26 protein-coding genes and 1 riboswitch are annotated in these 26,433 nt (G+C 36.8%); of the genes, 7 read left to right on the plus strand and 19 right to left on the minus strand.

All coding sequences use genetic code 11. The annotated features are described in order from the left end of the window. Positions 1 to 53: 53 nt before the first annotated feature. The 7 genes from rbsB to AN964_RS11610 all read right to left on the minus strand — a co-directional run bounded on the left by rbsB (position 54) and on the right by AN964_RS11610 (position 6,750). Positions 54 to 971: a ribose ABC transporter substrate-binding protein RbsB gene (rbsB, locus tag AN964_RS11580; RefSeq protein ID WP_055739827.1), complete on the minus strand. Its 918-nt coding sequence runs from the start codon at positions 969 to 971 to the stop codon at positions 54 to 56. 12 nt (positions 972 to 983) lie between these two features. Further along, positions 984 to 1,955, minus strand: a complete 972-nt coding sequence (rbsC, locus tag AN964_RS11585; protein ID WP_055739828.1) for a ribose ABC transporter permease RbsC — start codon at positions 1,953 to 1,955, stop codon at positions 984 to 986. A 1-nt stretch (position 1,956) separates the two neighbouring features. After that, complete coding sequence (locus AN964_RS11590; RefSeq protein WP_055739829.1) at positions 1,957 to 3,438, minus strand: sugar ABC transporter ATP-binding protein; 1,482 nt, start codon at positions 3,436 to 3,438, stop codon at positions 1,957 to 1,959. 15 nt (positions 3,439 to 3,453) lie between these two features. Then, on the minus strand, positions 3,454 to 3,849 hold the full coding sequence (rbsD, locus tag AN964_RS11595) for a D-ribose pyranase (protein WP_055739830.1): 396 nt from the start codon (positions 3,847 to 3,849) through the stop codon (positions 3,454 to 3,456). Further along, positions 3,846 to 4,730, minus strand: coding sequence for a ribokinase (gene rbsK, locus AN964_RS11600; RefSeq protein ID WP_055739831.1), 885 nt, complete (start codon positions 4,728 to 4,730; stop codon positions 3,846 to 3,848). The genes rbsD and rbsK overlap by 4 nt, the downstream gene beginning before the upstream one ends. Further along, positions 4,723 to 5,712 carry a LacI family DNA-binding transcriptional regulator gene (locus AN964_RS11605; protein ID WP_055741224.1) on the minus strand — a complete coding sequence of 330 codons (990 nt, stop codon included), beginning with the start codon at positions 5,710 to 5,712 and terminating at the stop codon, positions 4,723 to 4,725. The genes rbsK and AN964_RS11605 overlap by 8 nt, the downstream gene beginning before the upstream one ends. A gap of 120 nt (positions 5,713 to 5,832) precedes the next feature. Further along, positions 5,833 to 6,750 carry an MBL fold metallo-hydrolase gene (locus AN964_RS11610; protein WP_083489323.1) on the minus strand — a complete coding sequence of 306 codons (918 nt, stop codon included), beginning with the start codon at positions 6,748 to 6,750 and terminating at the stop codon, positions 5,833 to 5,835. 192 nt (positions 6,751 to 6,942) lie between these two features. Continuing rightward, positions 6,943 to 7,044: riboswitch (purine riboswitch) on the plus strand. Between the two features lie 81 nt (positions 7,045 to 7,125). Here AN964_RS11610 and AN964_RS11615 point away from each other — a divergent pair. Together AN964_RS11615 and AN964_RS11620 are read left to right on the plus strand one after the other, a co-directional pair. After that, positions 7,126 to 7,701, plus strand: coding sequence for a xanthine phosphoribosyltransferase (locus tag AN964_RS11615; protein WP_055739832.1), 576 nt, complete (start codon positions 7,126 to 7,128; stop codon positions 7,699 to 7,701). Positions 7,702 to 7,714: 13 nt separating this feature from the next. Beyond that, on the plus strand, positions 7,715 to 9,031 hold the full coding sequence (locus tag AN964_RS11620; protein ID WP_083489324.1) for a nucleobase:cation symporter-2 family protein: 1,317 nt from the start codon (positions 7,715 to 7,717) through the stop codon (positions 9,029 to 9,031). 124 nt (positions 9,032 to 9,155) lie between these two features. Here the strand turns inward: AN964_RS11620 and AN964_RS11625 are convergent, their stop codons facing one another. Beyond that, on the minus strand, positions 9,156 to 9,989 hold the full coding sequence (locus AN964_RS11625; protein WP_055739833.1) for an SDR family NAD(P)-dependent oxidoreductase: 834 nt from the start codon (positions 9,987 to 9,989) through the stop codon (positions 9,156 to 9,158). A 104-nt stretch (positions 9,990 to 10,093) separates the two neighbouring features. Here AN964_RS11625 and AN964_RS11630 point away from each other — a divergent pair, with 104 nt between their 5' ends. Then, on the plus strand, positions 10,094 to 11,062 hold the full coding sequence (locus AN964_RS11630) for a helix-turn-helix transcriptional regulator (protein WP_055739834.1): 969 nt from the start codon (positions 10,094 to 10,096) through the stop codon (positions 11,060 to 11,062). Between the two features lie 51 nt (positions 11,063 to 11,113). Here AN964_RS11630 and AN964_RS11635 read toward each other — a convergent pair whose 3' ends face one another. Further along, positions 11,114 to 12,628: a glycosyltransferase family 2 protein gene (locus AN964_RS11635; RefSeq protein WP_055739835.1), complete on the minus strand. Its 1,515-nt coding sequence runs from the start codon at positions 12,626 to 12,628 to the stop codon at positions 11,114 to 11,116. Between the two features lie 141 nt (positions 12,629 to 12,769). Here AN964_RS11635 and ynzI point away from each other — a divergent pair, with 141 nt between their 5' ends. Beyond that, positions 12,770 to 12,964 carry a small membrane protein YnzI gene (ynzI, locus tag AN964_RS27665; RefSeq protein WP_055739836.1) on the plus strand — a complete coding sequence of 65 codons (195 nt, stop codon included), beginning with the start codon at positions 12,770 to 12,772 and terminating at the stop codon, positions 12,962 to 12,964. Between the two features lie 7 nt (positions 12,965 to 12,971). On the opposite strand, the gene AN964_RS11645 is transcribed toward ynzI, so the two are convergent. From AN964_RS11645 to AN964_RS11655, 3 genes are all read right to left on the minus strand, one after another. Then, a complete protein-coding gene (locus AN964_RS11645) occupies positions 12,972 to 13,487 on the minus strand; it encodes a GNAT family N-acetyltransferase (protein WP_055739837.1) in 516 nt (171 codons plus the stop codon). 155 nt (positions 13,488 to 13,642) lie between these two features. Next, positions 13,643 to 14,161 (minus strand): YfiT family bacillithiol transferase, encoded by a 519-nt coding sequence (locus AN964_RS11650; protein ID WP_055739838.1) that lies wholly within the window; start codon positions 14,159 to 14,161, stop codon positions 13,643 to 13,645. Positions 14,162 to 14,186: 25 nt separating this feature from the next. Continuing rightward, on the minus strand, positions 14,187 to 14,579 hold the full coding sequence (locus AN964_RS11655) for a C40 family peptidase (protein ID WP_055739839.1): 393 nt from the start codon (positions 14,577 to 14,579) through the stop codon (positions 14,187 to 14,189). Between the two features lie 273 nt (positions 14,580 to 14,852). On the opposite strand from AN964_RS11655, the gene AN964_RS11660 reads away from it, so the two are divergent. Then, the gene (locus AN964_RS11660; RefSeq protein ID WP_055739840.1) at positions 14,853 to 15,788 is read left to right on the plus strand and encodes an RNA polymerase sigma factor; all 936 of its coding nucleotides are present in this window, start codon (positions 14,853 to 14,855) and stop codon (positions 15,786 to 15,788) included. Between the two features lie 46 nt (positions 15,789 to 15,834). Here the strand turns inward: AN964_RS11660 and AN964_RS11665 are convergent, their stop codons facing one another. From AN964_RS11665 to AN964_RS11675, 3 genes are all read right to left on the minus strand, one after another. Then, positions 15,835 to 16,545 (minus strand): type 1 glutamine amidotransferase, encoded by a 711-nt coding sequence (locus AN964_RS11665; RefSeq protein ID WP_055739841.1) that lies wholly within the window; start codon positions 16,543 to 16,545, stop codon positions 15,835 to 15,837. Positions 16,546 to 17,701: 1,156 nt separating this feature from the next. Then, a complete protein-coding gene (locus AN964_RS11670) occupies positions 17,702 to 18,277 on the minus strand; it encodes a GNAT family N-acetyltransferase (protein WP_055739842.1) in 576 nt (191 codons plus the stop codon). 667 nt (positions 18,278 to 18,944) lie between these two features. Next, on the minus strand, positions 18,945 to 19,445 hold the full coding sequence (locus tag AN964_RS11675) for a hypothetical protein (protein WP_055739843.1): 501 nt from the start codon (positions 19,443 to 19,445) through the stop codon (positions 18,945 to 18,947). 122 nt (positions 19,446 to 19,567) lie between these two features. Here AN964_RS11675 and AN964_RS11680 point away from each other — a divergent pair, with 122 nt between their 5' ends. Continuing rightward, positions 19,568 to 20,824, plus strand: coding sequence for an MFS transporter (locus AN964_RS11680; RefSeq protein WP_083489325.1), 1,257 nt, complete (start codon positions 19,568 to 19,570; stop codon positions 20,822 to 20,824). Positions 20,825 to 21,062: 238 nt separating this feature from the next. Here AN964_RS11680 and AN964_RS11685 read toward each other — a convergent pair whose 3' ends face one another. Together AN964_RS11685 and AN964_RS11690 are read right to left on the minus strand one after the other, a co-directional pair. Continuing rightward, the gene (locus AN964_RS11685; protein WP_152982375.1) at positions 21,063 to 21,284 is read right to left on the minus strand and encodes a cysteine-rich CWC family protein; all 222 of its coding nucleotides are present in this window, start codon (positions 21,282 to 21,284) and stop codon (positions 21,063 to 21,065) included. 95 nt (positions 21,285 to 21,379) lie between these two features. After that, positions 21,380 to 22,609, minus strand: coding sequence for an MFS transporter (locus AN964_RS11690; RefSeq protein ID WP_055739846.1), 1,230 nt, complete (start codon positions 22,607 to 22,609; stop codon positions 21,380 to 21,382). Between the two features lie 351 nt (positions 22,610 to 22,960). Between AN964_RS11690 and rlmD the strand changes: the two genes are divergently transcribed. Beyond that, positions 22,961 to 24,355 carry a 23S rRNA (uracil(1939)-C(5))-methyltransferase RlmD gene (gene rlmD / locus AN964_RS11695; protein WP_055739847.1) on the plus strand — a complete coding sequence of 465 codons (1,395 nt, stop codon included), beginning with the start codon at positions 22,961 to 22,963 and terminating at the stop codon, positions 24,353 to 24,355. Between the two features lie 356 nt (positions 24,356 to 24,711). Here the strand turns inward: rlmD and AN964_RS11700 are convergent, their stop codons facing one another. Beyond that, a complete protein-coding gene (locus tag AN964_RS11700; RefSeq protein WP_055739848.1) occupies positions 24,712 to 25,278 on the minus strand; it encodes a nitroreductase family protein in 567 nt (188 codons plus the stop codon). 83 nt (positions 25,279 to 25,361) lie between these two features. After that, the gene (locus tag AN964_RS11705) at positions 25,362 to 26,417 is read right to left on the minus strand and encodes an acyltransferase family protein (RefSeq protein ID WP_055739849.1); all 1,056 of its coding nucleotides are present in this window, start codon (positions 26,415 to 26,417) and stop codon (positions 25,362 to 25,364) included. Between the last annotated feature and the right edge of the window lie 16 nt (positions 26,418 to 26,433).

Below are 26,433 nucleotides of genomic sequence, written 5' to 3' on the forward strand. Positions count from 1 at the left end.
GTTTTGGAGAGACAAAAAAATCCCCCGTGTTAACCAAGCACGGGGGGATACGATTATTTTTTCGTCACCAGTTTTAAAGGTGCAGGAATGTATTTTTTTACTTTCTTCCCTTTTAGTACATCTCCTGCAGCGTTAACCGCCAACTTACCGATAAGTTCGGGTTGTTGGGCTACAGTAGCATTTAATTTTCCGTCTTTAATAGATTTAAGTGCATCGTCATTTCCGTCAAAGCCAACGACGACGATATTTTTACCAGAACTATTAATCGCTTCTAGAGCTCCTAAAGCCATTTCGTCGTTTTGTGCAAATACGGCCTTAATATCCGGATGACCTTGAATCAGATTTTCCATTACATTAAGTCCTTCCGTACGGTCAAAATGAGCAGATTGACTTTCCACTACTTGCAGCTCTTTGTCCGCAATCTGATGGAATCCTTTTCCTCTTTCACGTGTAGCGGAAGCACCTGGAACACCTTGCAATTCTACTACTTTGGCATTTTTTCCGACTTGATCAATGATAAAATTCGCGGCCATTTTTCCCCCTTTAATATTATCAGAGGCAACCAATGTTTCTACTTTCCCTTTATCCGAAGAACGGTCAAGAGTGATAACAGGAACTCCTACTTCATTAGCAGATTGAACTGCTGTTGAAATGGCAGCTGAGTCGGTCGGGTTAATTAATAATACATCCACACCCTGCTGCAATAAATCTTGAACATCATTCACTTGCTTTGCCGAATCATTTTGTGCATCCACAACGGTTACATGCATTCCTTTTGCTTTCGCTTCCTTCATAACACCATCTTTAAGCGATACGAAGAATGGATTATTTAATGTAGAGACAGATAATCCTATTTTAATATTTTTTAAGTTATGCTTTTCTGCAGGTTTTGCCCAATTTGGCGGTTCCATAGAACACGCTCCAAGTAAAACAAGAGATACGGTCATTACTAATAAAATTAATCTTTTCATCATTCATCCCTCCTATGCTGCTTTTTTACGATCTAGTAAGACTGCAATTAAGATGACAATTCCTTTTACGACCATTTGATAAAAGGATGATACGCCCAAAAGATTCAAACCATTATTTAAAGTACCGATAATTAATGCACCAATCAGTGTACCGAATATTTTTCCGCGGCCGCCTGATAAGCTTGTCCCGCCTAAAACAACCGCTGCAATGGCATCCAATTCATAGGAAGTACCAGCAGTTGGCTGAGCTGAATCAAGTCGGGATGTTAAAATGGCGCCCGCTAATGCAGAAAGAACTCCTGCCAATGAATAGATCATCACTTTCACTTTTGTGACTTTAATTCCGGAAATCATAGCTGCCTTCTCATTTCCGCCAATCGCATATGTTTTACGGCCAAAAGAGGTTTTGTGAAGGATAAGATATAATATTACAAATGCAATAATCATCGTAATGGCTGGCACCGGTATCCCAAATTGGTAGCCCCGTCCAAATAGCTGAAACAAACGGCTGTTACTTAATCCAGTAATAGGGTTCCCGTCTGTATATACGAGGGTAAGTCCACGAAAAACGGTCATCGTTGCTAATGTTGCAATAAATGGAGCCATCTTTCCTTTTGTAATCAACAAACCATTAACCATTCCCATTACTCCGCCTAATAGCGATCCGATAATAATAGCTAAGATAGGATCTAATCCTGATACCATCATGCCGGCCATAAGTGCACTTGACAAAGCTAATATCGAGCCGACAGATAAATCAATCCCGCCTGTTAATATAACAAATGTCATCCCGAACGCAATTAGCGCATTAATCGCAATTTGTCTTAATAGATTTAAAATATTTAAGGGTTGAAGAAAACTTGGATTTAAAATAGAAACGATAATGACAATGATAATAAATCCTAGTAGCGGACCGAGTTTTTGCATTACATTACTTACATGATTGACACGTACTGTCGATTTCTCCTCACTGACTGCTTTCATCTTACTGACCTCCCGTTGCTAATGTCATGATTCTTTCTTGCGTTGCCTCTTCTTTCTTTAACTCTCCGCTGATTTTGCCTTCATGAACGACATATATTCGGTCGCTCATTCCGAGAATTTCCGGAAGCTCCGAGGAAACCATAATGATGGCCACCCCTCGCTGAGTTAGTTCATTCATCAATTCATAAATTTCTCTTTTTGCCCCAACATCCACACCTCGTGTTGGTTCATCCATAATCAAAACCTTTGGAGCAATTCCTACCCATTTTGCGATAACAACCTTTTGCTGATTCCCGCCTGAAAGACTTCCGACTCTCGTAGAGGCTGTCTCTGTTTTTACCGTTAATCGTTTAATCAGCATATTGACAAACTCACGTTCACTTTTTTCTTGCATAAATCCTTTTGGAGCAAAGCTTTTTAAGCTAGGCAATACCATATTTTCAGTGATGGAAAAATCTAAAATAAGCCCTTCATCCTTTCGATCCTCTGTTATGAATCCGATGCCGAGATTAATAGCTTGATGAGGCTTTTTGATAGATACCTTATTTCCATCCATCCAAATTTCACCTGAATCTAGTGAATCTAAACCAAAAATAGCTCTCATAATCTCCGTTCTTCCGGAACCCATTAAGCCTGAAAAACCAATAATTTCACCTGACTTTACGGAAAAATCGACATTTTCAAAAACACCGCTTCGCGATAAATTCTTTACCTCAAAAATGGTTTTGCCTAAGGCTGGATTTCGTTCAGGATATCTTTCTGTCAGCTCCCGTCCAACCATTTTTCGTACCACTTCATCAAAGCTGGTTTCGGGAATTTTTTTTGTATCAACTGTTTTTCCATCTCTCATGACCGTAATTCGATCACATATTGTAAAAATTTCTTCCATACGATGGGAAATATAAACAATGGAAACGCCTTCTTTTTTTAGTGCAGCAATTACTTCAAATAACTTTTGAATTTCCCTTTCCGTAAGTGCAGCAGTCGGCTCGTCCATAATAATAACTTTAGCATCTGTCAATAAAGCTTTAGCGATTTCAATCATTTGCTGCTGGCCAACGGAACATTGGCCTGCTTCTTTATCCAATGGGATTGAAACGGATAATTTCTCAAATTGTTCCTTTGCTAGCGTTTTCATTTCTTGCATTTTTAAAAAGCCAAATGCGTTTTTTCGTTCTTTCCCGATAAATAGATTTTCCAAAACGGTCATATCCGGCCAAATATTCAATTCCTGATGAATAAAGGTTATACCGGACTCCTCGGCAACTTTTGGATTACTAAAGCTTGTTTCCTTTCCGTCAATCATAATGCTTCCTTGATCCATTTTATGTAAACCAGTAAGAATATTCATAAGCGTTGATTTCCCTGCGCCATTTTCTCCCATCAGCGCATGGACCTCTCCATTATGAAGCTCAAAGTTAACACCCGTTAACACTTGATTGGCGCCAAAAGCTTTATGAATATTCCGCATTGAGATTTCCATTGGTTTCACCCCTTTTTAAAAAATAACCCCTGCCTGTAATATACAATTAGCATATGGTGTAGCTTCACCGGTTCGAATAACCGCCTTTGCATTTCTAGTTAGATCTTTTAATGTTTCGTGGGATACCTTTTCCTTTAAAACTTCCGGAAAGTGTTTATTCATAAATTGATAGGTTGCAGGATTTTGTGTTTCCATTTCACTCGCAATGACAATCTTTTCAATTACCATGTCATCCGCGATGACAGATACAACCTCTTTAAAACTAGGAATTCCTAGCTTTAAAGATAAGTCAATTTTGAGAACGCCTTCCGGAATGGGTAATCCTGCGTCGGCAATGACAATCTGATCTGTATGCCCAAGATCCGTTAATATTTTTGAAATATGACTATTTAACATTCCATGTCGTTTCATGCTTGTAATTTCCTCTCTACCTCATCTCTTGTTGGCATCCCGCCTTGTGCCCCAAACTTCGTAACCGAAAGGGATGCTGCGCGATTAGCGAACTGTAAGCTTTCTTTCACGCTTTTTCCTTCAGACAATGCAACGGCAAATGCAGCATTAAAAGTATCACCGGCACCTGTTGTATCCACTGCCTCCACTTTATATGAAGGGACAAGAACTTCCTTTTCCCCGTCGAAATATCGAACTCCCCGTTTTCCTTCTGTAATAAAAAGCTTGTTTGGATATTTTTTCAGTGCTTCATCTTTTGTCAAACCCTTAAATAAGATGGTGACCTCATGTTCATTTGGCGTAAGATAGGCAGCTTTTTCAATCACATTTTGACTAATTTCCCTTGCAGGTGCAGGGTTTAATAATAAAGGAACTTGAAAGCTATGACACAGTTCAGCGACATGTTCAACGGTTTCCTCCGGTATTTCCTGCTGGATCAAGACGATATCGGCAGCTTGAATCACATCTTTTGCTTTATCAATATAGTCAGGAGTCAGCAAGTCATTTGCCCCTTTTACGACGATGATACTGTTGTCACCTTCTGCAAGAATGATGTGTGCTGTTCCGGTATCATAATGTGTAACCGGTTCCACATAATCGATGCGAACATTATTTTTCTTAAAATTATCTAAAATTGCTTTCCCGTAATTGTCCTTTCCAACGCATCCAATCATCAAAACATCTGCACCTAATCTAGCTGCTGCAACGGCTTGATTCGCTCCTTTTCCTCCAGGAACCGTTTTAAAGGAATCCCCAATAATGGTTTCCCCTGCACTAGGTCGTTTCGCAGCAGAAACGACCAAATCCATGGAAGAACTCCCAATTACGACTAGTTTAGACATAATCATCAACCTTTCTAGTTGTACTTCTTTCGATGAATGTAACAGGTAATTGTATACTATTTTCTTTCATTTGATTATTCTTCATTAATTTCATTAATAATTTTGCAGCTTCTCTGCCCATTTCATAAGCAGGCTGTCGTATCGTTGATAAAGGCGGAAATAACAAGCTGCTGTGGGGAATATCATCAAACCCGATAATTTGTATATCATTTGGAATCGACTTTCCCATTCGCAATGCTTCATGTATAACCGCTGTTGCAACAATATCGTTACTTGCGATTACTCCGTCGGTATCTTCATATTTGCCGAAAAGCTCTTTTGCCCATTTTTCCGCTTCTGTAAAGGAAAAAGAAGACGTTGACATCACATAAAAATCAACTTCTGAAGCACTTAAAACTTCAAGAGAGCCTTTAAATCGATCTTGTGCCGTTTGTATATGCGAAGGTCCTTTAATCAAAGTGATTCGTCTGCTTCCCCTTTTTAACATTTCCATTGCAGCAATCCGTCCGCCTTCTTTGCCATCTGCATATACAGAAGGAAGACTGGAAGATGTTCGATCAAGAAAAACAACCGGGATGGATAAATCCTGATAGGTTGCTTTACTTAATTGATTGGTCATAGAAATGATTCCGATGACATTATTTTGCTGAAAGGTTTGAATATAATCCTGTTCTTTCTCCGCGTTTTCATCCGTATTTCCAAAGATTAAGCGGAAATCATGCAATCGCAATTCATCCTCCACTCCCCGCGCTAACAATGGGAAAAATGGGTTTGTTATATCTGGGAGCAATAACCCGATTAACTTAGATTTTCGTGTATAAAGGGAACGCGCCACTTCGTTTGGACTATAATTTAGCTTTTCTATTGCTGAGGTAACAGCCTTTTTCGTATCTTCATGCACGTAACCGGTTTCATTTAACACCCGGGAAACCGTCGCGACGGATACTCCTGCTTCTTTCGCTACATCTCGTATTGTTGCCAGCTCTATCACCCCTATATATGTAACCGATTACATACTAAGAATAGCACAGTCCATCTTTTATGACAATCCTAATTAAAAGAAAAATTTTAAAAAAAGCTAGGAGAAATGTTAATCATTATTTCAAATAGTCAACGTTTCCCCCAATTTTAGAATCGCTAAAGACGATTTATCTATTTCTTGCTTTTCCCATGCATCCATTAAACGATCTAATGCTTCTTTCGGAGTATCATCTGCCAAACGAAAAGCACCATAATGCATAGGAATAAACACTTTTGCCTGTACATCTAAAAATACCTGAACAGCTTCTTCAGGATTTATATGTTGAGCAGACATAAACCATTCCGGTTCATATGCGCCAATTGGGATTAATGCATAGTCAATCTTGAATTTTTTCCCAATTTCCTTAAAACCATCAAAATATCCGCTATCCCCTGCAAAATAGATAGTCTTCCCTCTACCTTCCAACACCCATCCTCCCCAATGTGAAGTATTCGTATCCGTTAAGGTTCTCTTTGTCCAGTGTTTGGAAGGAACGAACGTAAATGTAACGTTTTTAATGGTGGTTGAGTCCCACCAGTTAAATTCTTTCACAGGTGAAAATTTTCTTCTCTCTAAATAGTTTTTTAGTCCAACTGGAGCTAAAAATACCGGGTTTCCTTTCAACTTCCTTAAAGAAGGAATATCCAAGTGATCATAATGGCTGTGTGAGATTAAAACCACATCCATTTCCGGCATTTGTTCAGGATTCAAGCCAGGTTCAGCAAGTCTAATATCAAACCCCATTCTCTTAGCCCAAACAATATCCGTTACAATATTTAACCCGTTCATTTGAATCAGAAAGGATGAATGCCCAATCCAAGTGATGGTAGTGTCTTCCCTATTCTTTTGCAGATAAGCATCCTTTTTATCCTCTTCTTGCGGAACGACATAAGACAAATCCTTTATCTTTTTTCGGCGCTCCCTTTGCCATCGCATCAATCTTCTAAAGGAATTGACGTTTCTATCGCCATTTGGATTTGTATATCTTGTTCTTGCCATAGTTGATATCCTCCATGAAAGCAGAATATTTTCGTTACTATTAATATTATCGAAAAGTTAAATGAAATCAAATAAATAAGCGTTTACAACAATTCACCTTATTTCCTAATAATACTATCTGAATTATATAGAAAATTCGTTTTCTGCAAAAAAAACTCTTTTCAAAAGAGGGATTTTGTCTTATACTAATCAAAAAACACGAATGATTCATCTCGTATAATCGCAGAGATACGGTCTGCAAGTTTCTACCGGTCCACCGTAAATGGACTGACTACGAGTGAAAGTTTATTTGACGTGGTGTATGTATGACCTCGTAGAAACTTTTCACTTGTAAAAGTTTTCTACGAGGTCTTTTATTTTTCTCGGAGGTGCAGCATGCAAAGTCTAAAAGAAAAAATTATCTCAGAAGGACGAGTCATTTCAGACGGAGTATTAAAAGTCGATTCTTTTCTAAATCATCAAATTGATCCGCAACTAACATTTGATATGGGAAAAGAGTTTGCTTCTTATTTTAAAAACAAGAATGTGACGAAAGTGTTGACTCTAGAATCATCCGGAATCCCTCCGGCTCTTACAACAGCGATGGAATTAGGAGTTCCAATGGTATTCGCGAAAAAACAAAAGCCGATGACCATGAAGGGCGATGTTTGGGTAGAAAGAGTATTCTCTTTTACGAAACAAATAGAAAATGAGATTCATATCGGTAAATCTTTTCTTTCTACCGATGACAAAGTACTCATCATTGATGATTTTTTGGCACACGGTGAAGCAGCGCTTGGACTTGCATCCATTGTCAAACAGGCAGGTGCTGAAGTTGTGGGAATCGGAATTGTCATCGAAAAATCGTTTCAAGAAGGCGGCAGGAAGCTGAAAGATGCAGGCTTCGATGTTTTATCCCTTGCAAGAATCAAAAGCCTTACCAATCATACAGTTGAATTCATAGAAGATTAAAGGAGAGGTCAACGTGAAGAAGAAATTAGGTTTTTGGAAATTTGGAGCGCTTGGTTTCCAGCACGTGCTCGCTATGTATGCAGGTGCAGTGGTAGTGCCGTTAATTGTTGGCCCAGCTATCGGAATGACTGCTGAGCAATTAACGTATTTAATCTCTATCGATTTATTTTGCTGCGGAGTCGCTTCCCTGCTTCAAGTCGTTGGCGGAAAATATTTCGGTATTAAACTGCCGATATTATTGGGATGTGCTTTCCAAGCAGTAGGTCCGATGATTGCTATCGGAAAAACTTCCGGGATTACGGCCATATATGGAGCGATTATTGTTTCTGGTATCGTTGTATTTATTTTAGCACAATTTATGGATAAAATTGTAAAGTTTTTCCCGCCAGTCGTTACAGGATCAGTTGTTACCATAATCGGTGCATCTTTGATAAGTGCAGCATTTGGAGATATTACAGGTACAGCAAATACACCTGGGTATGCAAGCGGAACAAATCTTTTATTAGCAACCATTACATTTGTGTCTATCGTTATTATGAATAAATTTTTCAAAGGCTATTTAAAAATGATTTCCATTCTGCTTTCCCTAATTCTTGGCACAGTGGTTGCATCCTTTATGGGACTTGTTGATTACTCTGTTGTCGGTAAAGCATCATGGTTCCATATGGTGCACCCATTCCGCTTTGGAGCTCCAACCTTCCATATATCTGCTATTCTTAGTATGGTTCTAGTTGGAATCGTCAGTATGATTGAATCAACAGGAGTATTCTTTGCATTAGGTGATATCGTTGGGAAAAAAATTGAAGGAAAAGATGTTAAGCTAGGACTTCGTTCTGAGGGTCTTGCTCAGGTTATCGGCGGTATTTTTCAAGCCTTCCCATACACAACTTATTCCCAAAACGTTGGGTTAGTCGCTCTAACTGGAGTAAAATCTCGTAAAGTTGTATTCTCTGCTTGTGTAATTATTATGGCTCTTGGCCTTTTACCTAAAGTAGCAGCTCTTACTACCATTATTCCAAATCCGGTATTAGGCGGTGCGATGATTCCAATGTTTGGTATGGTGGTTGCCTCTGGTGTACGCCAACTTGCACAAGTTGATTTTAACAGAATTGAAAACATGTTCATCATCGCTTCTTCTATTGCGATTGGAGTAGGTATTTCTATCGCTCCAGATGTACTTTCTAAGCTTCCTGAATCCATTCGTTTGATTCTTGGCAGCGGAATTGTATCTGGAAGCATTGTAGCGATTGTTTTAAACCTTGTCTTCAACGGTCTAAAAGGACAAGAAACGAAAAAAGTGAAACAAGAAAAAGCACAGCTTGCGAGTTAAGCATATTTTGAGGTACACATTCTATGTGTGCCTCTTTTTTTATGAAAGCAAAGTCAGTTTGAATAAGACGGAAAAGGATTTAGGATTCATCCTTTTCCACCGAATTTTCTCTGGAAACCATCATTTATATTGAAAACGGTGGGATATATCGCCCATCTATATCGGTAAACTGATATTCTTTGGCTAAATCACCTGCTTTTAATACTAGTCCTGTTTTTTTCATGACATCTGGGTCCTTTGCTAACGCTGCTATTCCACGTCCAACATAATAAGGAGTTTCGGTAAACCTTAATTCTTCGGACTCTTGCCAATGTTCCTCATCTGATCCATGGTGCTTCAACACCAGCTCCGTTCTCATAAATCCTGGTGAAACGGCAATAACAGCAATATTATCCTGATGTAATTCTATTGAAAGCCCATAAGCCATACGAATTAAAGCATTTTTCGCTAAATCGTAATAAAACTGACCAGTATATTTGTTATCGTCCCAAAAGGTTGTGTGAATAATGAGGGCTTGTGTATTTTCACGGAGTAAAGGAATCGCAAAATGATTTGTTGCTAATTGAGCCCGAACACCGGTAGTAAACATAGTATCCCAATGCTCTAATGGCAATTCCCAAAATGCCCCTCCTTCTACACCAAGATCATGCGCTCCCCACACATTATTGATTAGAATATCTAGTTTCCCCTGCTCCTTCCGAACTTGCTGAATGACAGCTTCTGTTTCCGAATCGTTTCGATGATCACAACGAATTGCAATACCCTTTCCTCCATAAGCTTCGATTTGTTTAACGGTATCATCTATCGTTCCCGGCCAATTATTAGTGGAATTTCCTTTCGTGCTCCGGCCGGTTACATATACCGTTGCACCGGCTTTTCCTAATTCAACAGCAATTGCCCGACCAGCTCCCCTGCTTCCTCCTGTGACTAATGCAACTTTTCCTGTTAATGGTTTCATCTGTTCCATCCTTTCCTAAATAAGATATTTTCATTGTACATTGCATTTCTTGACATCTAATGTCATATTTAAATAAAAATACTGAAAGTGCAGGTGAATTGGAGATGAGAGGAGATCGCTTGATATCCATTCTTTTGTTATTACAAACACAAGGTCGAGTGACAGCAAAAGAATTAGCAGAGAAGCTAGAAGTTTCTGAGCGAACCATTTATAGAGATATGGAAGCTTTAAGCGGTATAGGTATTCCGGTTTTTGCGGATCGCGGTAAAAAGGGCGGATGGTCCTTATTAGAAGGATTTCAAACAGATTTGACTGGATTAAAAGAATCGGAAATACATGCTCTACTTGTTTCTCCTTCTGCCCAATTATTGGATGATTTAGATTTAGGCCGGACATCTGATGATGCCAGAAATAAATTAATTGCTTCCCTCCCTATAAAAGATCGTGAAAACGCAAAAGAGATATGGAATCGGATACATATTGACACAAATACATGGAGAAAACAAAAAGAAAAAATAGTATCCTTTGAAATCCTTAAAAATGCCATATGGAAAGAAAATAAGTTAAAAATCGTATATACGCGTGCGGATGGAAATAAGGATGAGCGGATTGTTGGGCCACTTGGGCTAGTTGCGAAAGGCCACCGATGGTACTTTATTGCCTCCAAAGAAAATGGTGAAATACGAAATTATCGTGCTTCACGTATTCAATATGCAATGCCAGTGAATGAAACTTTCGAAAGACCAAAAAACTTTAATCTTGCACATTACTGGAATTCCTCCACAAAAGCTTTTTTAGAGAATTTACCTACTTACGAAGTGCATGCAGAGGTCGCGGAGTCTATCTTACCGAGATTAACATTTACAGGATATTTTGTACGTATTATTGAAATCGGCACCCGAACGAATGATGAGTGGATTCCAGTTAAGCTATCTTTTGATACAGAGGATGAAGCCAAGAGATATGTCCTTGGATTTACTGACAAAATAAAGGTGATTAAACCACTTGACCTGCAAAATAAAATACTTAAAATGGCGGAATCTGCTGTAGAATTTTATAAGCAGATCCTTTAGTATTATGGAGAAAATGAGATTTAACAATTGCTTTATAAAAAAGGAAATACTCTAAACACTGTTTATTTTCAACCCGACATTTGAGTATCTGGTTTGATAAAAAATATAGTCCCTATTTTGAAAACATCGTTTGGATTGTTTCGTATCTATCTTACGGATATTGATTTTCATATAATCGTTAAAACGTAAATAAATGGAATAATGCGCAGGCGGTAAATGTTTCAGTAATACAAGATCAATGATTACTCTGCCATTTCCGTCTTCTTCCATTTCTACTTCAAAGTGGTGCTCAAATAGGACATCCTTTGAGTTTCGGATGATAATGTCAGTTATGGATACTTTATTGGTTCCATAAACCTTAAAATGAAGGATATATTTATTCTCAAGGATACTCTCTTCTTTTACTAAAGCAAACATAGGAGATCTTATATATCGAAATGGCTCATCAAGAAATGGCACTTTAAAATATGGGAGATTCTCTTTAATATGAATCTCCTTTATCTTTTCTTTTTTGTTCCATTCCAAAAGCTTTACAAGCTCCTTATATTTTCTATTTCGAAATAATTCATACACAACTTTATTTAATGGGTCTGAAAAATTCTCCGAAAACTCATACCTCAGGAACTTTGCCGTTCTTAACACTCTTCGAAAGGTAAAATAATAAATGAATTTGAGTCTTGTCCTCTGAAAATGAGGTGTGTTAAAAAATCTTGAAATCGAATCAAATTCGTACAAACGATTTAAAATCATTTTTTCTTTTTCCACATCTAAATTCTTCTTTATAACATATTGGATAACTTTCAAATTACAATTAGTCTTTTGAAGGATATTGGTCTGATTTGTTAAACGGCCGCTATTATCCACTCGATTTAAATAATAGATGGGAGCTGTTGTCGTAGATATCGATCTACAAGCTGTTAATACATCAATAAAAAACTGTTTATCCTCGGCAAATTTCATCTCCGGAAAATATATTTTATTTGTTTTCAGTAAATCTGTCCTACACATTCTCGCTCTCGGTCCTAAATGTTGAAAAATATGAGGGATGGAGTATGGAGATACTATTCTTCTCTCCTTGCATGATTCATGTTCCCCCACTATTTTCGTTCCATTTTGCTGTACCTCAATTGTTTTGCCAACGATATAGTCATCATTCGTTTCTTCTAAAATATTGAATAGGATTTCCAGTCCATTTGGTTCCAGCCAGTCGTCCGCATCTAAAAAGGTAATGTATTTCGAGGTGGATAATTCAATTCCGATGTTTCTCGGCTGCCCCGGTGTTCCTGTATTGCCTTTTAAAAAGACACTCTTAATAGTTGGAAACTTAGTGCAATATTCCAGAAGAATCTTTCTGGATTGATCCTTCGAGCAATCATCCACTAAAATATATTCAATATTATCGATTCCTAATGTTTGAGAAATAACAGATTCAATCGTTTTCCGTAAATATTTTTCCGCATTATAAACTGGGGTAATAACGGTAACTTTAGGCTGGTTATTGAGATACTCTATTTTATTATCAACGATAGTATAGTTTTTCTTTTTAAACTTTCTTAGATTAATCATGAATTCTCACATCAACTTTCCTCTTCTTAGCCTCTAAATTATTTCTGAACTAAAAAGAGGAAAAATATTCATACTTATAAAAGGATTTATTGTAAAGAAGGAGAATAGATTATAAATAATATTCCATTTTTAGGAGGAAATATGAAATTAGACTTTAAAAAGAAAAAAATCCAGTTGAAATATAAGGAACAGTTTCAAAATAAACAAACGAAAAAGCACTCAAAAGAAATATTAATAACTGTCTGTTTAATGGTTATTTTGCTGCTCATGTACATTTTGTTCAAAGACAAATTGTTTCAGCACTCGCCATTACGTATTATGAGGAAGATTTCATAAAGGGAATTTATCCCCTTATTCTTTTTTGATATTTACTATGACTATCCGTCTCACCAATATATTCAAATCCATTTTTTTGATAAAATTGGTTTAGTTTTTTGTTATGTGCCACACAATCTAATTTTAAATACTTTTTATCTGTTTGGATATTCTCTTGTATCCATTGAATAATGGCCATTCCAATACCTTTACCCATCTTGCGCGGCGCAACTGCCAACCTATGTAAATACAGTGAATTTTGATCTTCTTCTGGACCGAAGATATGTACATCCCACTCACTTTGTGTTGGGGAAAGCGTAAACGTACCAATTAGTTCACTGCCTTCCAATACCTTGTAAGTAAGCTGGTTAGAAATAGCTTGACTGATTTCTTCATCATCGCCTCCTTCTAATAGATACTGCCATTGATCTATATTCTTGTTCCTTATCCACTGTGCGACTTCTTTCAGTAAGCTGCTAATTTGGTTTGAATCTGAATCGGATGCAAGTTTTATGGTTAATCCGTTTGGTAAAGCCGTATCCATATACTTTTCTCTTCCCTTCATCTTTATCTAAATCAAAGCTATGATACTTACAAACTTGTTTATCCAGTCCATTTTTCCAATGGCAAAATCCATGCGCGAAACTTCATGTATTCCCTAATTCCTGAACTGGCACAAAGTAAATTTATTAAATTATCTTACCAACCCATTCTCCTGCATAATGAGGTAATATGTGCGAGGTGATGCTTACCATGCCAAGCATAAAGTCCTATATTTTTTTCAATAGATACTTCACCTAATTCTGGATGGATAAATGTTCTTGCAAGATCGTCCTTGTTTAAATTTCTTAATAGATATGCCCACCGTTGATGCAAAGATTCCAATAAATGTAGGGAAATTTCTGCAGGCAGAGAATAATCTGTTAGCTCCGCCCATTTTCCTTCTTCATAAGGTTTTATGGTAGGTTTTTCCTCCGTTAGCGCTAATTTCATTCGGACATAAGCATTCAAATGGCTATCTGCAATATGATGCACAACTTGCCGAACGGTCCATCCACCTTCCCGATAAGGTGTATCTAACTGATTATCATTTAATTCTTTAACTGCCTCATGTAATTGCTGTGGTAAGTCTTCTATCTCTTTTATCCAGTTATTGATCCCCGATTGGTCTAACTCACCATCATATTGAAATGTTCCTATTGGATATTTTTCATCCATTGATATTCCTCCTCCAAATGATTTTTTATATTATTCTTCTTGCAAGTACAAACTTAGAACTCCACGCTTTATCAATTTCTGTAATGGTCACTTTGTTTTCCGGGCGAAACGTATGCAGCATTCTGCCTTTTCCAATATATAGGGCAACATGTCCGATTTTTGATATTCCAAGTTTATGTTTTCTTTTACTTGTGGTAAAAAACAACAAATCACCTTTTTGTAATTGCTTTGGTGAAATGCGTGTTCCAATTAATGATTGTTGACGGGAATTTCTTGGTAAGGAAATTCCATGAACCATAAAAATATGTTGAATAAATGAACTGCAGTCAAACATATCCGTTCTATATGAAGGAGCATTAAATACATAAGGAACCCCAATAAAGGAATATCCTGTTTTTATAATTTTGCTTGCTATCATTCGATCCACTCACTAACTGTTTTACATATTACATTCTTGAAAGATCGTAAGTGATTGTACAAGTTCCTATAAAAACGTGCATTTTTAATTACTTCCACATATATAAATACTGTATTTATCTTGTAATTCCTTTAAAATTACTGCCAATTTTTTATTAATAGACTATGAACTAATATTTCCTCTAAATTTTTTATAATATTTTTAAATTCAGAGTATAATTATCTTACTTCCATTCGTTATACATAAGAATAATCATTAAAGGAGGATAAATTTTTGACGGAGAAACTTATAACTAATTTTTATGAACCAGCTCGTGAGCTTCATCAAAAATTCGATCATGTGATTGGTGAATTTGGAGAAGGTTTATGGAACTATTGCCGTTATTTAACAGGCTCTCCTTGGGACGGCGAAGATCTTTATCAGGAAACAATGCTCAAGGTTTTGGGAGGCCTATATCAAAGATGGCACCCTACCAATCTTAAATCCTATTTATATCGTATCGCTACAAACACATGGATTGATTATTGCCGCAGAGAGAAACGAAATGTCGGCAGCTTATTAGAAGAACATGAACTTAGCGAGGAATTTACAGACCATCTAGATGCTGAAGAGGCATTAGAAGAGCTTTTTCATCTATTTACACCAAGGCAAACAGCGGTATTTTTACTTAGGGAGGTATTTCAGTTTCAAGCTGACGAGGTCGCCAGTATGGTAAAAACAACACCAGGCGCAGTGTATGCAACAATCCGCAGAATGAGAACAAAACTAAAGAACCGAAGTGCTGTTTCCAGACCTGAGAAAAAAACGGAACCTAATAAAAATGAAGTAATACAAGCATATTTAAAAGCATTGAATGATGGGAATATAGAAGGAATTCTTGCGTTATTAAGTGAGCATGTACATTATGAAGCTTCTCTGGGCTTTATCGAAGTAACGAAGGATGAAATTAAGAACGGTTCGATGCAACATGGATTACCTGGCCATAAAGCAAAGGAATATATTTTATGGGGAAAAGCAGTTATTGTTGTTCTTGCAGACTCCGAAAAAGGTCCGGTAGTCCATGATATTCAGTATCAGGAAGTAGAAAATAATCAAATCGTGTATCACCGAAGCTATTTCTTTCGAAAAGAATTTATTATTGCCGCGTCTAAAGAGCTCGGTTTAAATCCGCAGTTAATAAAAGAACCATTCATCAATTGGGAAAGCTAGACGAAAACCAGTGCAATATTGCCATTGCACTGGTTTTTAATCAGAATCAAACTTCTAGTTTCATAATAGCCTCCTCTATATTACTGAGTATGGTAAATAATAATGTTTTTGCCCCATTTAAATTAGAATGCTTATCAATCCACTCACTTGGGTCTTGACAGTATATTCCTGCAAACACTTGGCCCTCTGCATCCTTTTTATATCCATGAATCATTTCATTTGTAAATTCTGGATGAAATTGGATTCCTATCACTCGATCCCCATAAGAAAATGCCTGATTCGTGCAACCACCGCTTGTAGCGAGTCGAACAGCACCTTCTGGAAGATCAAAGGTATCCCCATGATGCTCAAATGCCTCTATTTCTTTCGGAAGACCCTCCAATAACGGAGAAGACAATGCCTCTTCTGTTAATGAAATTGGCCACCATCCGATTTCTTGATGGGAATGCGGATATACCTTGCTTCCAAGCACATTAGCTAATAATTGAACCCCCAAGCAAATACCCAGGACCCATTTATGGGAATCAATAGCCTCACGAATAAACTTTTTTTCTGTTATTAGCCATGGAAACTCCTCTTCATCATATGCCCCCATTCTTCCGCCAAGAATAATAAGTAAATCAAAGCTATTCAATTGTGGAAGAGTTTCGTTTTCATACATTTTGGTACAAGTTAACGTATGATTTTTATCATGAATCCATTCGTTTATAAATCCTAAAGTTACAATTGGATCATTTTGTATGTAATGTATTCTCATATGTATCTCCCTTCTTCGTCCGAAAAATATAAATTTACTGAATTGATTTTATCGCAAACCTCCCCCAAATTCATCCTGAATTTTTTAAAATTTTATCTTGGGGTAGCAACAACTCTTGAAAGGGTGGTGCAAAAAATAATATAAAATCAGGGAAAATACATCATTTTGAATAGTTGTAGTCTTTTCTCACTATACAACAACAAATAAAAAACCGTTATTTTGAACAGAGATTCATCAAATTGACGGTTTTTTGTTTGATTATATCAATTTTTTATAATATAAACGATGAACGTTTATTCATTTTATAGTCCGGAGTTCATTACACTCAGTTTTTCCTGTATATAGTCTTTATTAACTTGTTGAATAATAGTTCTACTTATGATGATACTAGTAAAAAAACTGCTAATAAAGGTGAGTATGAATGAAATATGAAACAAAAAAGATTTTGAAATGGTTCATTATTATTAATATCGTAAACGTAATTATTGCTGCAATAATTGGTCAAGTTCAAACTGAATACTTGATAAAAAAAATAAACAAAAATACGGATAAAAATAATCAATAGTTCTTATCTTAGAGTTCGAAAACAGTACGTCTCCTATTTCACATAGAGTTTTAACAGCCCATTAAAGATTTTTATCTATACAAAAGCTGAAATCTTTTTTCAACTTCACTAAATTGGTCCAGTACCTAATTTTAAATTAAGCCTATTATTATCCCTGCAATAAGCATAAGGGCAAAACACAAAATAAAAATATCCTAAATATCTAATCCTCTTTGGAAACTTGCTTGTATCAAAACTATTTCTGTTGTATACTTCGCCAGCTTCAATTCTTTGCAGATCTTCTATGGGGGTATATAGCTTTTCATCGTTTACATCAGTCTTAAATTGTTTGGTTGATTGTGTTTCGTGATTCTTTAATCCTAATCATACCGCTTATATGAGTCATATTATTACCATCTATTAACAAATTCTATAAGTTTATATTAGTTTCTTCTTCAGCTAACCCTTTACTTTCAAAAAGAAAATAGCATCCCTCATTAAAGGAATGCCGCTACTTAAAGAACAATTTTGAATAAGAAGCTTGAAGAGTTTTACTTTGAGGAGCTTTTTAAAATGGAATTTAAATACACCCTTAAACAGGGTGTCATTCTCTCATAGATTTTCTAATATATTTTTATTATCAGACTCATGATCAAAAGTCAAAACTTCTTTAGCTGGATCGTAGGATTCACCGTAAAACTGTGCATCTTTATAGGTATGGATTAAATCATACGTTTTTTTCATGGCATCAAAAATGTCTTTTTCTGATTCGCCATTAGGAGCCCAGTAAAGAATCTCCATCTCATTGATTTCTTTAGTTGTTAGCGATCTTCTTTTATAGCCAATGGACTGTGCGTGATGGAAGCCTTCTCGCTTATAAAAACGAAGTCTCTTTTCAGTGTCGCTGTCTTCATAATTAATCGGCTCCACTTCTAGTATGATTGGTTTCCTTTTCTGTTTCATTTTTTCGATTAACTTATGACCAAGCCCTTGACCGCGTGTATTTTTGGAAACAAAAAGATAATCTATAAAGATAAAATTTTCGAGCTCCGCATACATTAGCACATGATTTGGACCTTCATCTTTATGATAAATATCGGACCGTTCTTCCAGCAGCGTTTCCATATGTTCTCTTGATTTCATTTCTTCTATTGGAAAATATTGATTCAACTTCTCATACCAATGCATTTTCATGACTCCTAACCACATTTTTATAATCCTTCTATTGGAAGTATGTGTATATTGAGCTTTTTCATACTGAATCTCAAAGGGAATCTCCAAGCCTTTTTTTCACGAACCACCCGTAAGTTGTACAAGTTCATTAGTTACTAAATAAGCGGAAAATTTTCTCCTAATGAGGAAATAGCACTGAAAAAAGCTTAAATAGACGGAAAGATTCCGACTATTGCCTTGAAAAAGGGGAAAATAGATAATTTTGCTTTGCTTAATCGGAAAATTTCCGCTTATATATCCCGAACCGGCTTCTATTCTGCAGTCTAATCGGAAAATCTCCGCTTATTTTAACCTTTAAGGATATGAGTTCTTATGTTTCTAAAAAAACAAGTTACCTCATTTAGATGCGTCGCTGGGAGCCTTCTCGTTGTTAAATCTGTGGGGTCTGTCTCTTTCCCCCACTAATCCTGAAGGTGTCTACGTTCCCGTAAAAGTCACCCTTTAAAATCAAATCAACAATAATCCACGCACCAAATCACAAAAAATTCACAGTGAAAGAAGAAACGGTAAGCAATTTAAATTTGCATAATGTTGATAAATCAATAAAAAAGCACTGTGAATTTAAGTGCGTTTCGCAATGTAGTTTATAATATTAGCACCGTCTAAAGTAAACCCGTTAACCTTACATACGGCTTAGATTTATCGATTTTTTAAGTGTCTGAACAGAATAATGAAACATCTCCACAAGATCGTCGATCATATCCTCCGTTATTAAACGTGAAAAATTGATGATGATTTCTTCCTTCACACCATTTAAAGAGGAATATATTTTTCTTTCTTCATAATTATGTTCTGGACCCCAGTGTTCTTTAATCCTGTCGATGTACTTTTTGCCGGTATCATTCCATGTAAACGAAATATTTACAAATGCACCAATGTGCTTCGGATCTCCTTTTTGTAAAATCTCTGCAGCCAATTGGTTTAGTTTTGCCTCCAGTGTTAATTTCGCTAAAATAGCGGAAGATTGTTTTAAACAAAAAGTTATTTCGTACTTTCTTGTAAGGGTTGCTAAATCGACAATGTCTTTTCTATCTACTACCTTAATTTGTCCTTCCAAATCTAAATCATATGCAGTGCCTTCTATCACGACTTTCATATTTTCGTATGCAGTAGGATCAAACATTTTTTCCCTCCGTTCTTCTATAGTTTCTCCCAAAAATACTTAGATTACTTTGACAATTATAATCCGACATCTTATTATATATATTTATGAGATTAAATTAATAGAGTAAGAAGGTAATAGTTTTGGAAGGACAGAAGATTAGGAAGGCACAGCGGAATCTATATACCTTTCTTGTAAGTAAAATGTTGACGTCACTGGGGTTTGGTGTTTTTAACTTTGGGATTAGTCTATATATTCTATCTGCAACAGGATCAGCTCTAAGTTTTGCAACGAATATTATGTTTAATGTGTTGCCACGTGCACTTGCTGCACCATTGGCAGGATATGTGGCTGACCGTTTTCCGAAAAAACGCATTGTTGTCATGAGTATGGCGGGAATAACATTATCAGTAGCTGCTTTAATTGTTTATACACTGATTTTTGGTATGTCGGTTCCGGCTATCTATACGATTACAACCATATTTTCCATCATTGGTGCTTTTAATGGTGTTGCATTTTCGAGCTCCATCCCGAATTTAGTGGGGAAAGAACGTTTGCAAAAGGCATTGTCCTTTAACCAAGTATCCTATTCCATTGGCGGAATCGGCGGACCAGCAATCGGCGGGATGATGTTCGGCTTTGTTTCGATGAAAGTTTTTTTAATTTCTATGATGATTGCTTACTTTATTGCCCTTTGCTTGGAAGCAACGATGGATTTCGAATTATTTGAAGTGAGAGTGAAAAAGAAACAAGAATCGGTTACGCAAAGCATGAAGGAAGGATTTCGTTATTTACGGACAAAGCCATTTGTTCAAACCTTATTGATGACAACACTTTGGATTAATTTTTTTTCTTCGGCCGTAAGTGTCGGTCTGGTATTCGTCCTAGTTCAAAAGCTCTCGATTCCTTCATCACAAGTAGGCTTTATCGAAGGAGCAGGCGCAATGGGAATGCTAATTGCTTCCTTATATTTATCTCTACATAATGATTTAAAAAACCCTCTTACTTTTGTGAGGCGCTCCTCGTTTAGTATGTGCGGAATGCTTGCTTTCATTTCTTTACCTTTATTTTTAGCATTTAACGGTTTCTATTCCTTTATTTTTTATATGGCTGTGATGTTTTTATTTTCCGCACTGAGTGTCGGTGCAAACACACCGATGGGAGTAGTCATTCAACGTTCCATCGATGATGAATACCGCGGCCGAGTGTTTGGTATTATTGAAACACTATCTGTTGGAATGGGACCGATTGGATCACTGATTTTTGGCACATTATTTGATAAGGTCGATGCGAAGGTAATTTTCCTTTGTGCGGGATTCGTTTTATTGATGCTTGTTGCGTGGTTATTGATGTGGAGTAAAATTCGGGTTTCGGAAAAATTGGCTCATGTTTCGGATTGAGTTACTTCTTGATGTTTTATGTGGTTTTCCTTTTCATTTGAATATTTTTTATCCGATTGTCCTTTAGAGACCTTCTAAAGGACAATTGCTTTAGCATTTTGACGCAGAATGTCCTTTAGAAGCTTTATTAAAGTCACTTCACTTTTACTTTTTACCTAGACCGTTCTTAACAAACCTTATAAAATGACACTTTCATTCTCTTTTTTTTAAAACTGATAAAAGACATTTATCTTATTTTTCACCTTGCACCCTCAAGCTTATACTTTTCCAAACAACTTTTACAAATACACGTCTTCCTCCTTTGTTCTGGAGGAACAAGATCAAATATCGCGTTTGGAAAAGTTTCTTCTGTACACCAGCATTTTTTGGAACTTGAATTTTTTGAATTACAGCATTGATTGCTGTTGCCGCAAAGCGGGCAGATTTCAATCTCTTCAAGAATATTATTGACTTTGTGCATTTTTGTCCACCCCTAAACTCGAACAGATACTACCATTATACATAAGAAATAAAAAATATAGCCTCCCTTATTCGAAAGAGAGACTACATTTAATATCAAACAGCTTCTGAAACAATACCGCTAACAGTTTCATTTTCACTGCTCTTCGATTTTCCTTTTTTAAGACTAAGCATAACTGCGAAAGATAGACAATAAAGGGCTGCAAGATAAGTCATCGCAACGGACATATTTGCATGTTGTAAGATATACCCTACCAAAATTGGTGAAAACCCACCAAGCGCTCTACCGAAGTTAAAGATGGAGTTTGTCGCAGTGCTTCGTATATCTACATGATAATATCTACTAATAAGAGCACCGTATCCTGCAAACATTCCATTTGAAAAGAAACCTACGATTGCACCGCCAATTAGGATTCCTACACTTCCACTTGCAAAAGAATACATGAAAACGGCGGCAGCAGAGGCAAGAAGGAAGATTCCATAGGAAAGCTTTAACCCGATTCGGTCAATGATTTGACCAAATGTCAGCATCCCCGCAATCATTCCAACAGCTGTACTGATTGTCCATAGTGCTGAGCTTGAAACGGATAGACCTTGTGATTTTTGCAGCATAGATGGCAGCCAAATCATTAAGCCGTTATAACCAGCAATCTGCACAGTAGCCATAATCGCTAAAGTGATTGTTGTAAAAGCAGTTCTTGGAGAATTAAATAATTGAATCAATTTCCCTTGTTTTTTCACCGCTGGCTTTTCCTTTTGTACCGCTAACCATTCCGGTGATTCATTCAAGTTTCTTCTTACGATAAAGGCAAAGATTACCGGGATTATTCCGACAAAAAACAACCCTCTCCACCCAAACATTGGGAGGATCATCGCACTAAGAAGTGCAGCAAGTATAACTCCGAACTGCGCTCCGATACTAACATAAGAGGATGCTCTCCCCTGCTTATTCTTTGGCCAAGCTTCCGCCACTAATGCCATCCCGATTCCGTACTCTCCGCCGGCGCCTAATCCGGCGATAAATCGAAACACATACACTTGCTCAATATTTGCAGCTAATCCTGTTAGTGCAGTACCGATAGCGAACAAAAAGATAGTATACGTAAAAATCTTCACCCTGCCGAATTTATCTGCTAAGATCCCGAAAATCGTTCCTCCTACTAACATTCCAATATTTGTAATGGAAGAAATAAGTCCTCCTGTCGCTAAACTAATATGGAAATTTGCAACGATTAATGACATGGCAAAAGAGATAAACATAATATCCATGCCCTCTAGTGTTAAACCTGCTACAGAAGCTACAACTGTTTTATTGCGATAATTCATTTTTCTTTCTCCTTTCAAGCCTCACAGGACTTTATTTAAAAGAGTTCAAATAATAATAAATGCCCTTCCATCCAAGAGGACAAAAGGGCATGAACATACAAAAAAGTAATCATTAAGTTGCCGCCCTTTTTGGCCTCACAGGACCAGATTAAAGGTAATATATTTGTTAATAATCATAGCATGATAGATTTCATCTTTCAACATGTTATTTTCTAATAGCAACTGTAAATGAATTATTTCCAAATAGTTTTTGATTCGTTATAATAAGTAAGTATGTATAAAATTTAGCGATTAAAAAGCTGAACGAAAGGCTTTTACAAATAGATTAAAAAATTAGAGGAGGAACATTTATTGACTGTTACTAATGAAAAAACGTTTGTCACAGAAATTAATCATTTGGATGAAAAAGGATCGGGACAAGCTGTGGTTTGGCGGGAAAATGAGCTAGGAAATCCAAAAAAATTAAAGCTAACGATCCCACAAACATTGCCAGGTGAAAAGGTCCGTGTAACGGTCGACCAACCTGAGCGAAGAAGAAGAAAAGCAATGCCAGACGAAATCCTAGAAGCACATCCAGAACGACTACAACCAGCATGTCCGCATTTTGACCTTTGTGGCGGTTGTGTTTGGCAGCATTGGCAATATTCTGGACAGCTGCAACAAAAAACAAATCATGTTAAACATGCAGTCGAAGCACAAGGATTTGATCCCAAACTCGTTCGTGAAACGATTGGAATGGACGATCCTTGGAGATACCGAAATAAAATGGAATTTACTTTCGCGCCAGATGGTTCATTAGGCTTGCATGAGCAAGGTAACTTCCGGAAAATTATTTCTCTTGAAACTTGTTTAATTGCGGGTAAGGAAATGGTCGAAGCAGCTATGGAAATAGCGAACTGGGTAAAAGCATATCAATTAAAAGGGTATGATAAAGACGCCCATGAAGGTTTACTCCGCCATTTAATGGTACGTCAGTCCTTTGCTACTGGTGAAATGATGCTTGCACTGTTTGCTACGGAAGCTCCTGACGGTGATCTTGAGGAAGCCGTTCAAGATTTAAAAGATCGGATTGAACGGAAATTTTCGCAAGTAAAAAGCTTATTGTGGCTTGAAAATACAGATTGGGCGGACCGTACTCAATCAGAAAAAAGTCATGTGTTGGCAGGTCGGGATTTTATTTATGATGAAATGGCTGGATACCGATATCGTCTTTGGTTCGATACATTCTTCCAAACAAACCCTACTCAAGCACAAAAATTAGTAGAAATTGCATTAGAAATGGGTCAGCCGAAAAAAACGGAAAAAATGATAGACCTATTCTGTGGTGTGGGTACCTTCTCACTGCCATTTGCAAGCCGAGTTGCTGAACTGGCTGGGATTGAGATTGTGGAAACTTCCATCGAATCTGCGAAACGTAATGCACAAGACAACGAAATTACCAACACCTACTTTTTAGCAAAAGATGCAAGAATGGGAATTGATCAGGTTCTTGAAAGCTTCGGTCACCCTGAACTGCTAATGCTTGACCCTCCTCGCTCTGGTGCAGGTGGTAAAGTCATGAGAAAAATTGGCCGTTCCAAGCCGGAACGTATTGTCTATGTATCTTGTAATCCAGATACATTTGCTACGGATATTAAAGAACTTGAACCATTTGGTTATACACTGAAAGCAGTGCAACCGGTAGATTTATTTCCGCATACGGTACATGTGGAATGTGTTGCGTTGCTTGTTAGAAATGAAGATTAAATTCATGGATAATGCAGTAAGCCCCTTGTTCAAAATCATAGAATAAGGGGCTTATTTTTGCATTAATGTAGTTTGATTTTTATTTGAAGCTTTCGGAGTTATCTGGTGATGGTACTTTTTATAGGTCTGGATGAGAAAACATCACGATTTGATTATTTGATTCTGAGATACATGCCTTGTGAACAAGTCGCTTAAATAATGTATTTAGAAATATTTCTATAAATATAGCTATAGTACAAAGAAAACCTGGTACGACGGATGTATAAACTTTTGTCTCTGATTACTTACTCAAGTAACTAAAAACTTCAAAAAAAAAGCCCTCTTTTTTCAATCGAAAATAAAGGGCAATCATCTATTTATTTAAACCAAATCGTCTTTTCTTCAGCCGGTACCCGCTCCGCTTTTATATGAAAATCCTGCTTTGGATAGCCAACATATACAAGTCCTACAATTTTATCGTTTTCCTCTAAATGGAGATATTTATTTAATTCAGGTTCGTATGCAATATCACCTGTTCTCGCGATGGTTGCTAAACCTTTTTCTGTTGCAAGCAGCAATAAGTTTTGCATTGCGCAACCAGCTGCAACGATTTCTTCTATTTCCGGAACTTTACCAGTTGGACTTGCCGCCATGATAATGATTACAGGTGCTCTCAATGGCCCTTTTCTTGCTTTTTCAATCTTTTTCTGCGCCTCTTCTTCACCTAGCCCCTTCGTTTTCTCTTCCATGATTCTGGCCATTTCATTCCCTAATTTTACACGGCCTTCCCCTTTTACAACCCGAAATTTCCACGGTTCTGTCTTTTTATGGTTAGGTGCCCAAGTTGCTGCTTCCAGTAACTCATTGATTACTTGGTCAGGCACATCTTTTTCCTCTACAGCACCGATTGAGCGACGCGATTTGATTAAATCCATTAATTCCATGTGTCATCTTCTCCTTTGCAAAAAACAAACATAACTTGAGTATAGGATATGGAAAAAAATTCTTCAAATGATTTGTAATCCTTTTAGGATATATTCATATGCACATCCCTCGACTTCTCCCTGCCTATTTTCCCCAACATGAAAGGCAAATAGTGATTAATAATATATACAGCAGGCACTAAGACAAATGCAGCGGTAAAAGTATACAGTAATCCTTTTATTACAGGGATATCGACTAAATCCACGTTATCTAACACATATTTTTGCATCACTAAACTGATTAAAAAGAAAATAATCTTCTGATGCAGTGCTAAATAGATGATTGAATTTTTTCCGATATACTGGAGTGCCTGACTTCTCTTTATTCGCTTAATTCCTATCATAAAAGCGCCTATTCCTGAAAACGCAGCCATGTAAAATAATAGGATATTCCCTAAACTGCTATTGTAGAAGTCGACCCTATCTCCAGTTAAAACATAATTGAAATATCCTGCAGCGGTATTAACCAACAAGAAAAAAATAAATGTTTTAAAATTAATAAACCGCTCTAATTTCTCACGATATTCCTTATAGAAGTAACCAATACCATAAAATCCAACACTGATCATCGCCACATCGATACTCCAAGGCAATGGTTGTCCGCCCATTTTATTGTAAATACATCCGATAACAGATAATAAAATTAACAAGAAGCTTATCTTCTTATTTGTTCGCCCAATTTTTGAAATCAAATAAAAGAATAATTCGGTGCAAAATAAACAAGCTACAAACCATAACGCACCGCTATGAACTGTCCAATTCGATTTTCTTATATCGATAAAAGTTCCAATCAATGGAGTGAATAAATTATCATGATAATCTACTTTTCCATAATAATAGACAACTAAAAACCATAAGTAAGCTACCAATGAGAAACAAAGATATGGAAGGACTAATGATTTTGTCCTTTTTATTAAAAACACCTTTAAATTAGGGTATTTTTCTATTTTGAATAAATAACCTGATAAAAAGAAAAACAGTGGCATATGGAAGGTATAAATATACGTTTTAAGATATTCCGGAATGTCCGCATGCCCCATCATAACAAGGAGCATCCCCAATCCTTTTCCAGCATCTAACCAATCAAGTCTTTTCTTCATCGAAATCCCCTCTCTT

The organism is Heyndrickxia shackletonii (assembly GCF_001420715.1).
In the GTDB taxonomy this organism is placed as follows: domain Bacteria; phylum Bacillota; class Bacilli; order Bacillales; family Bacillaceae_C; genus Margalitia; species Margalitia shackletonii.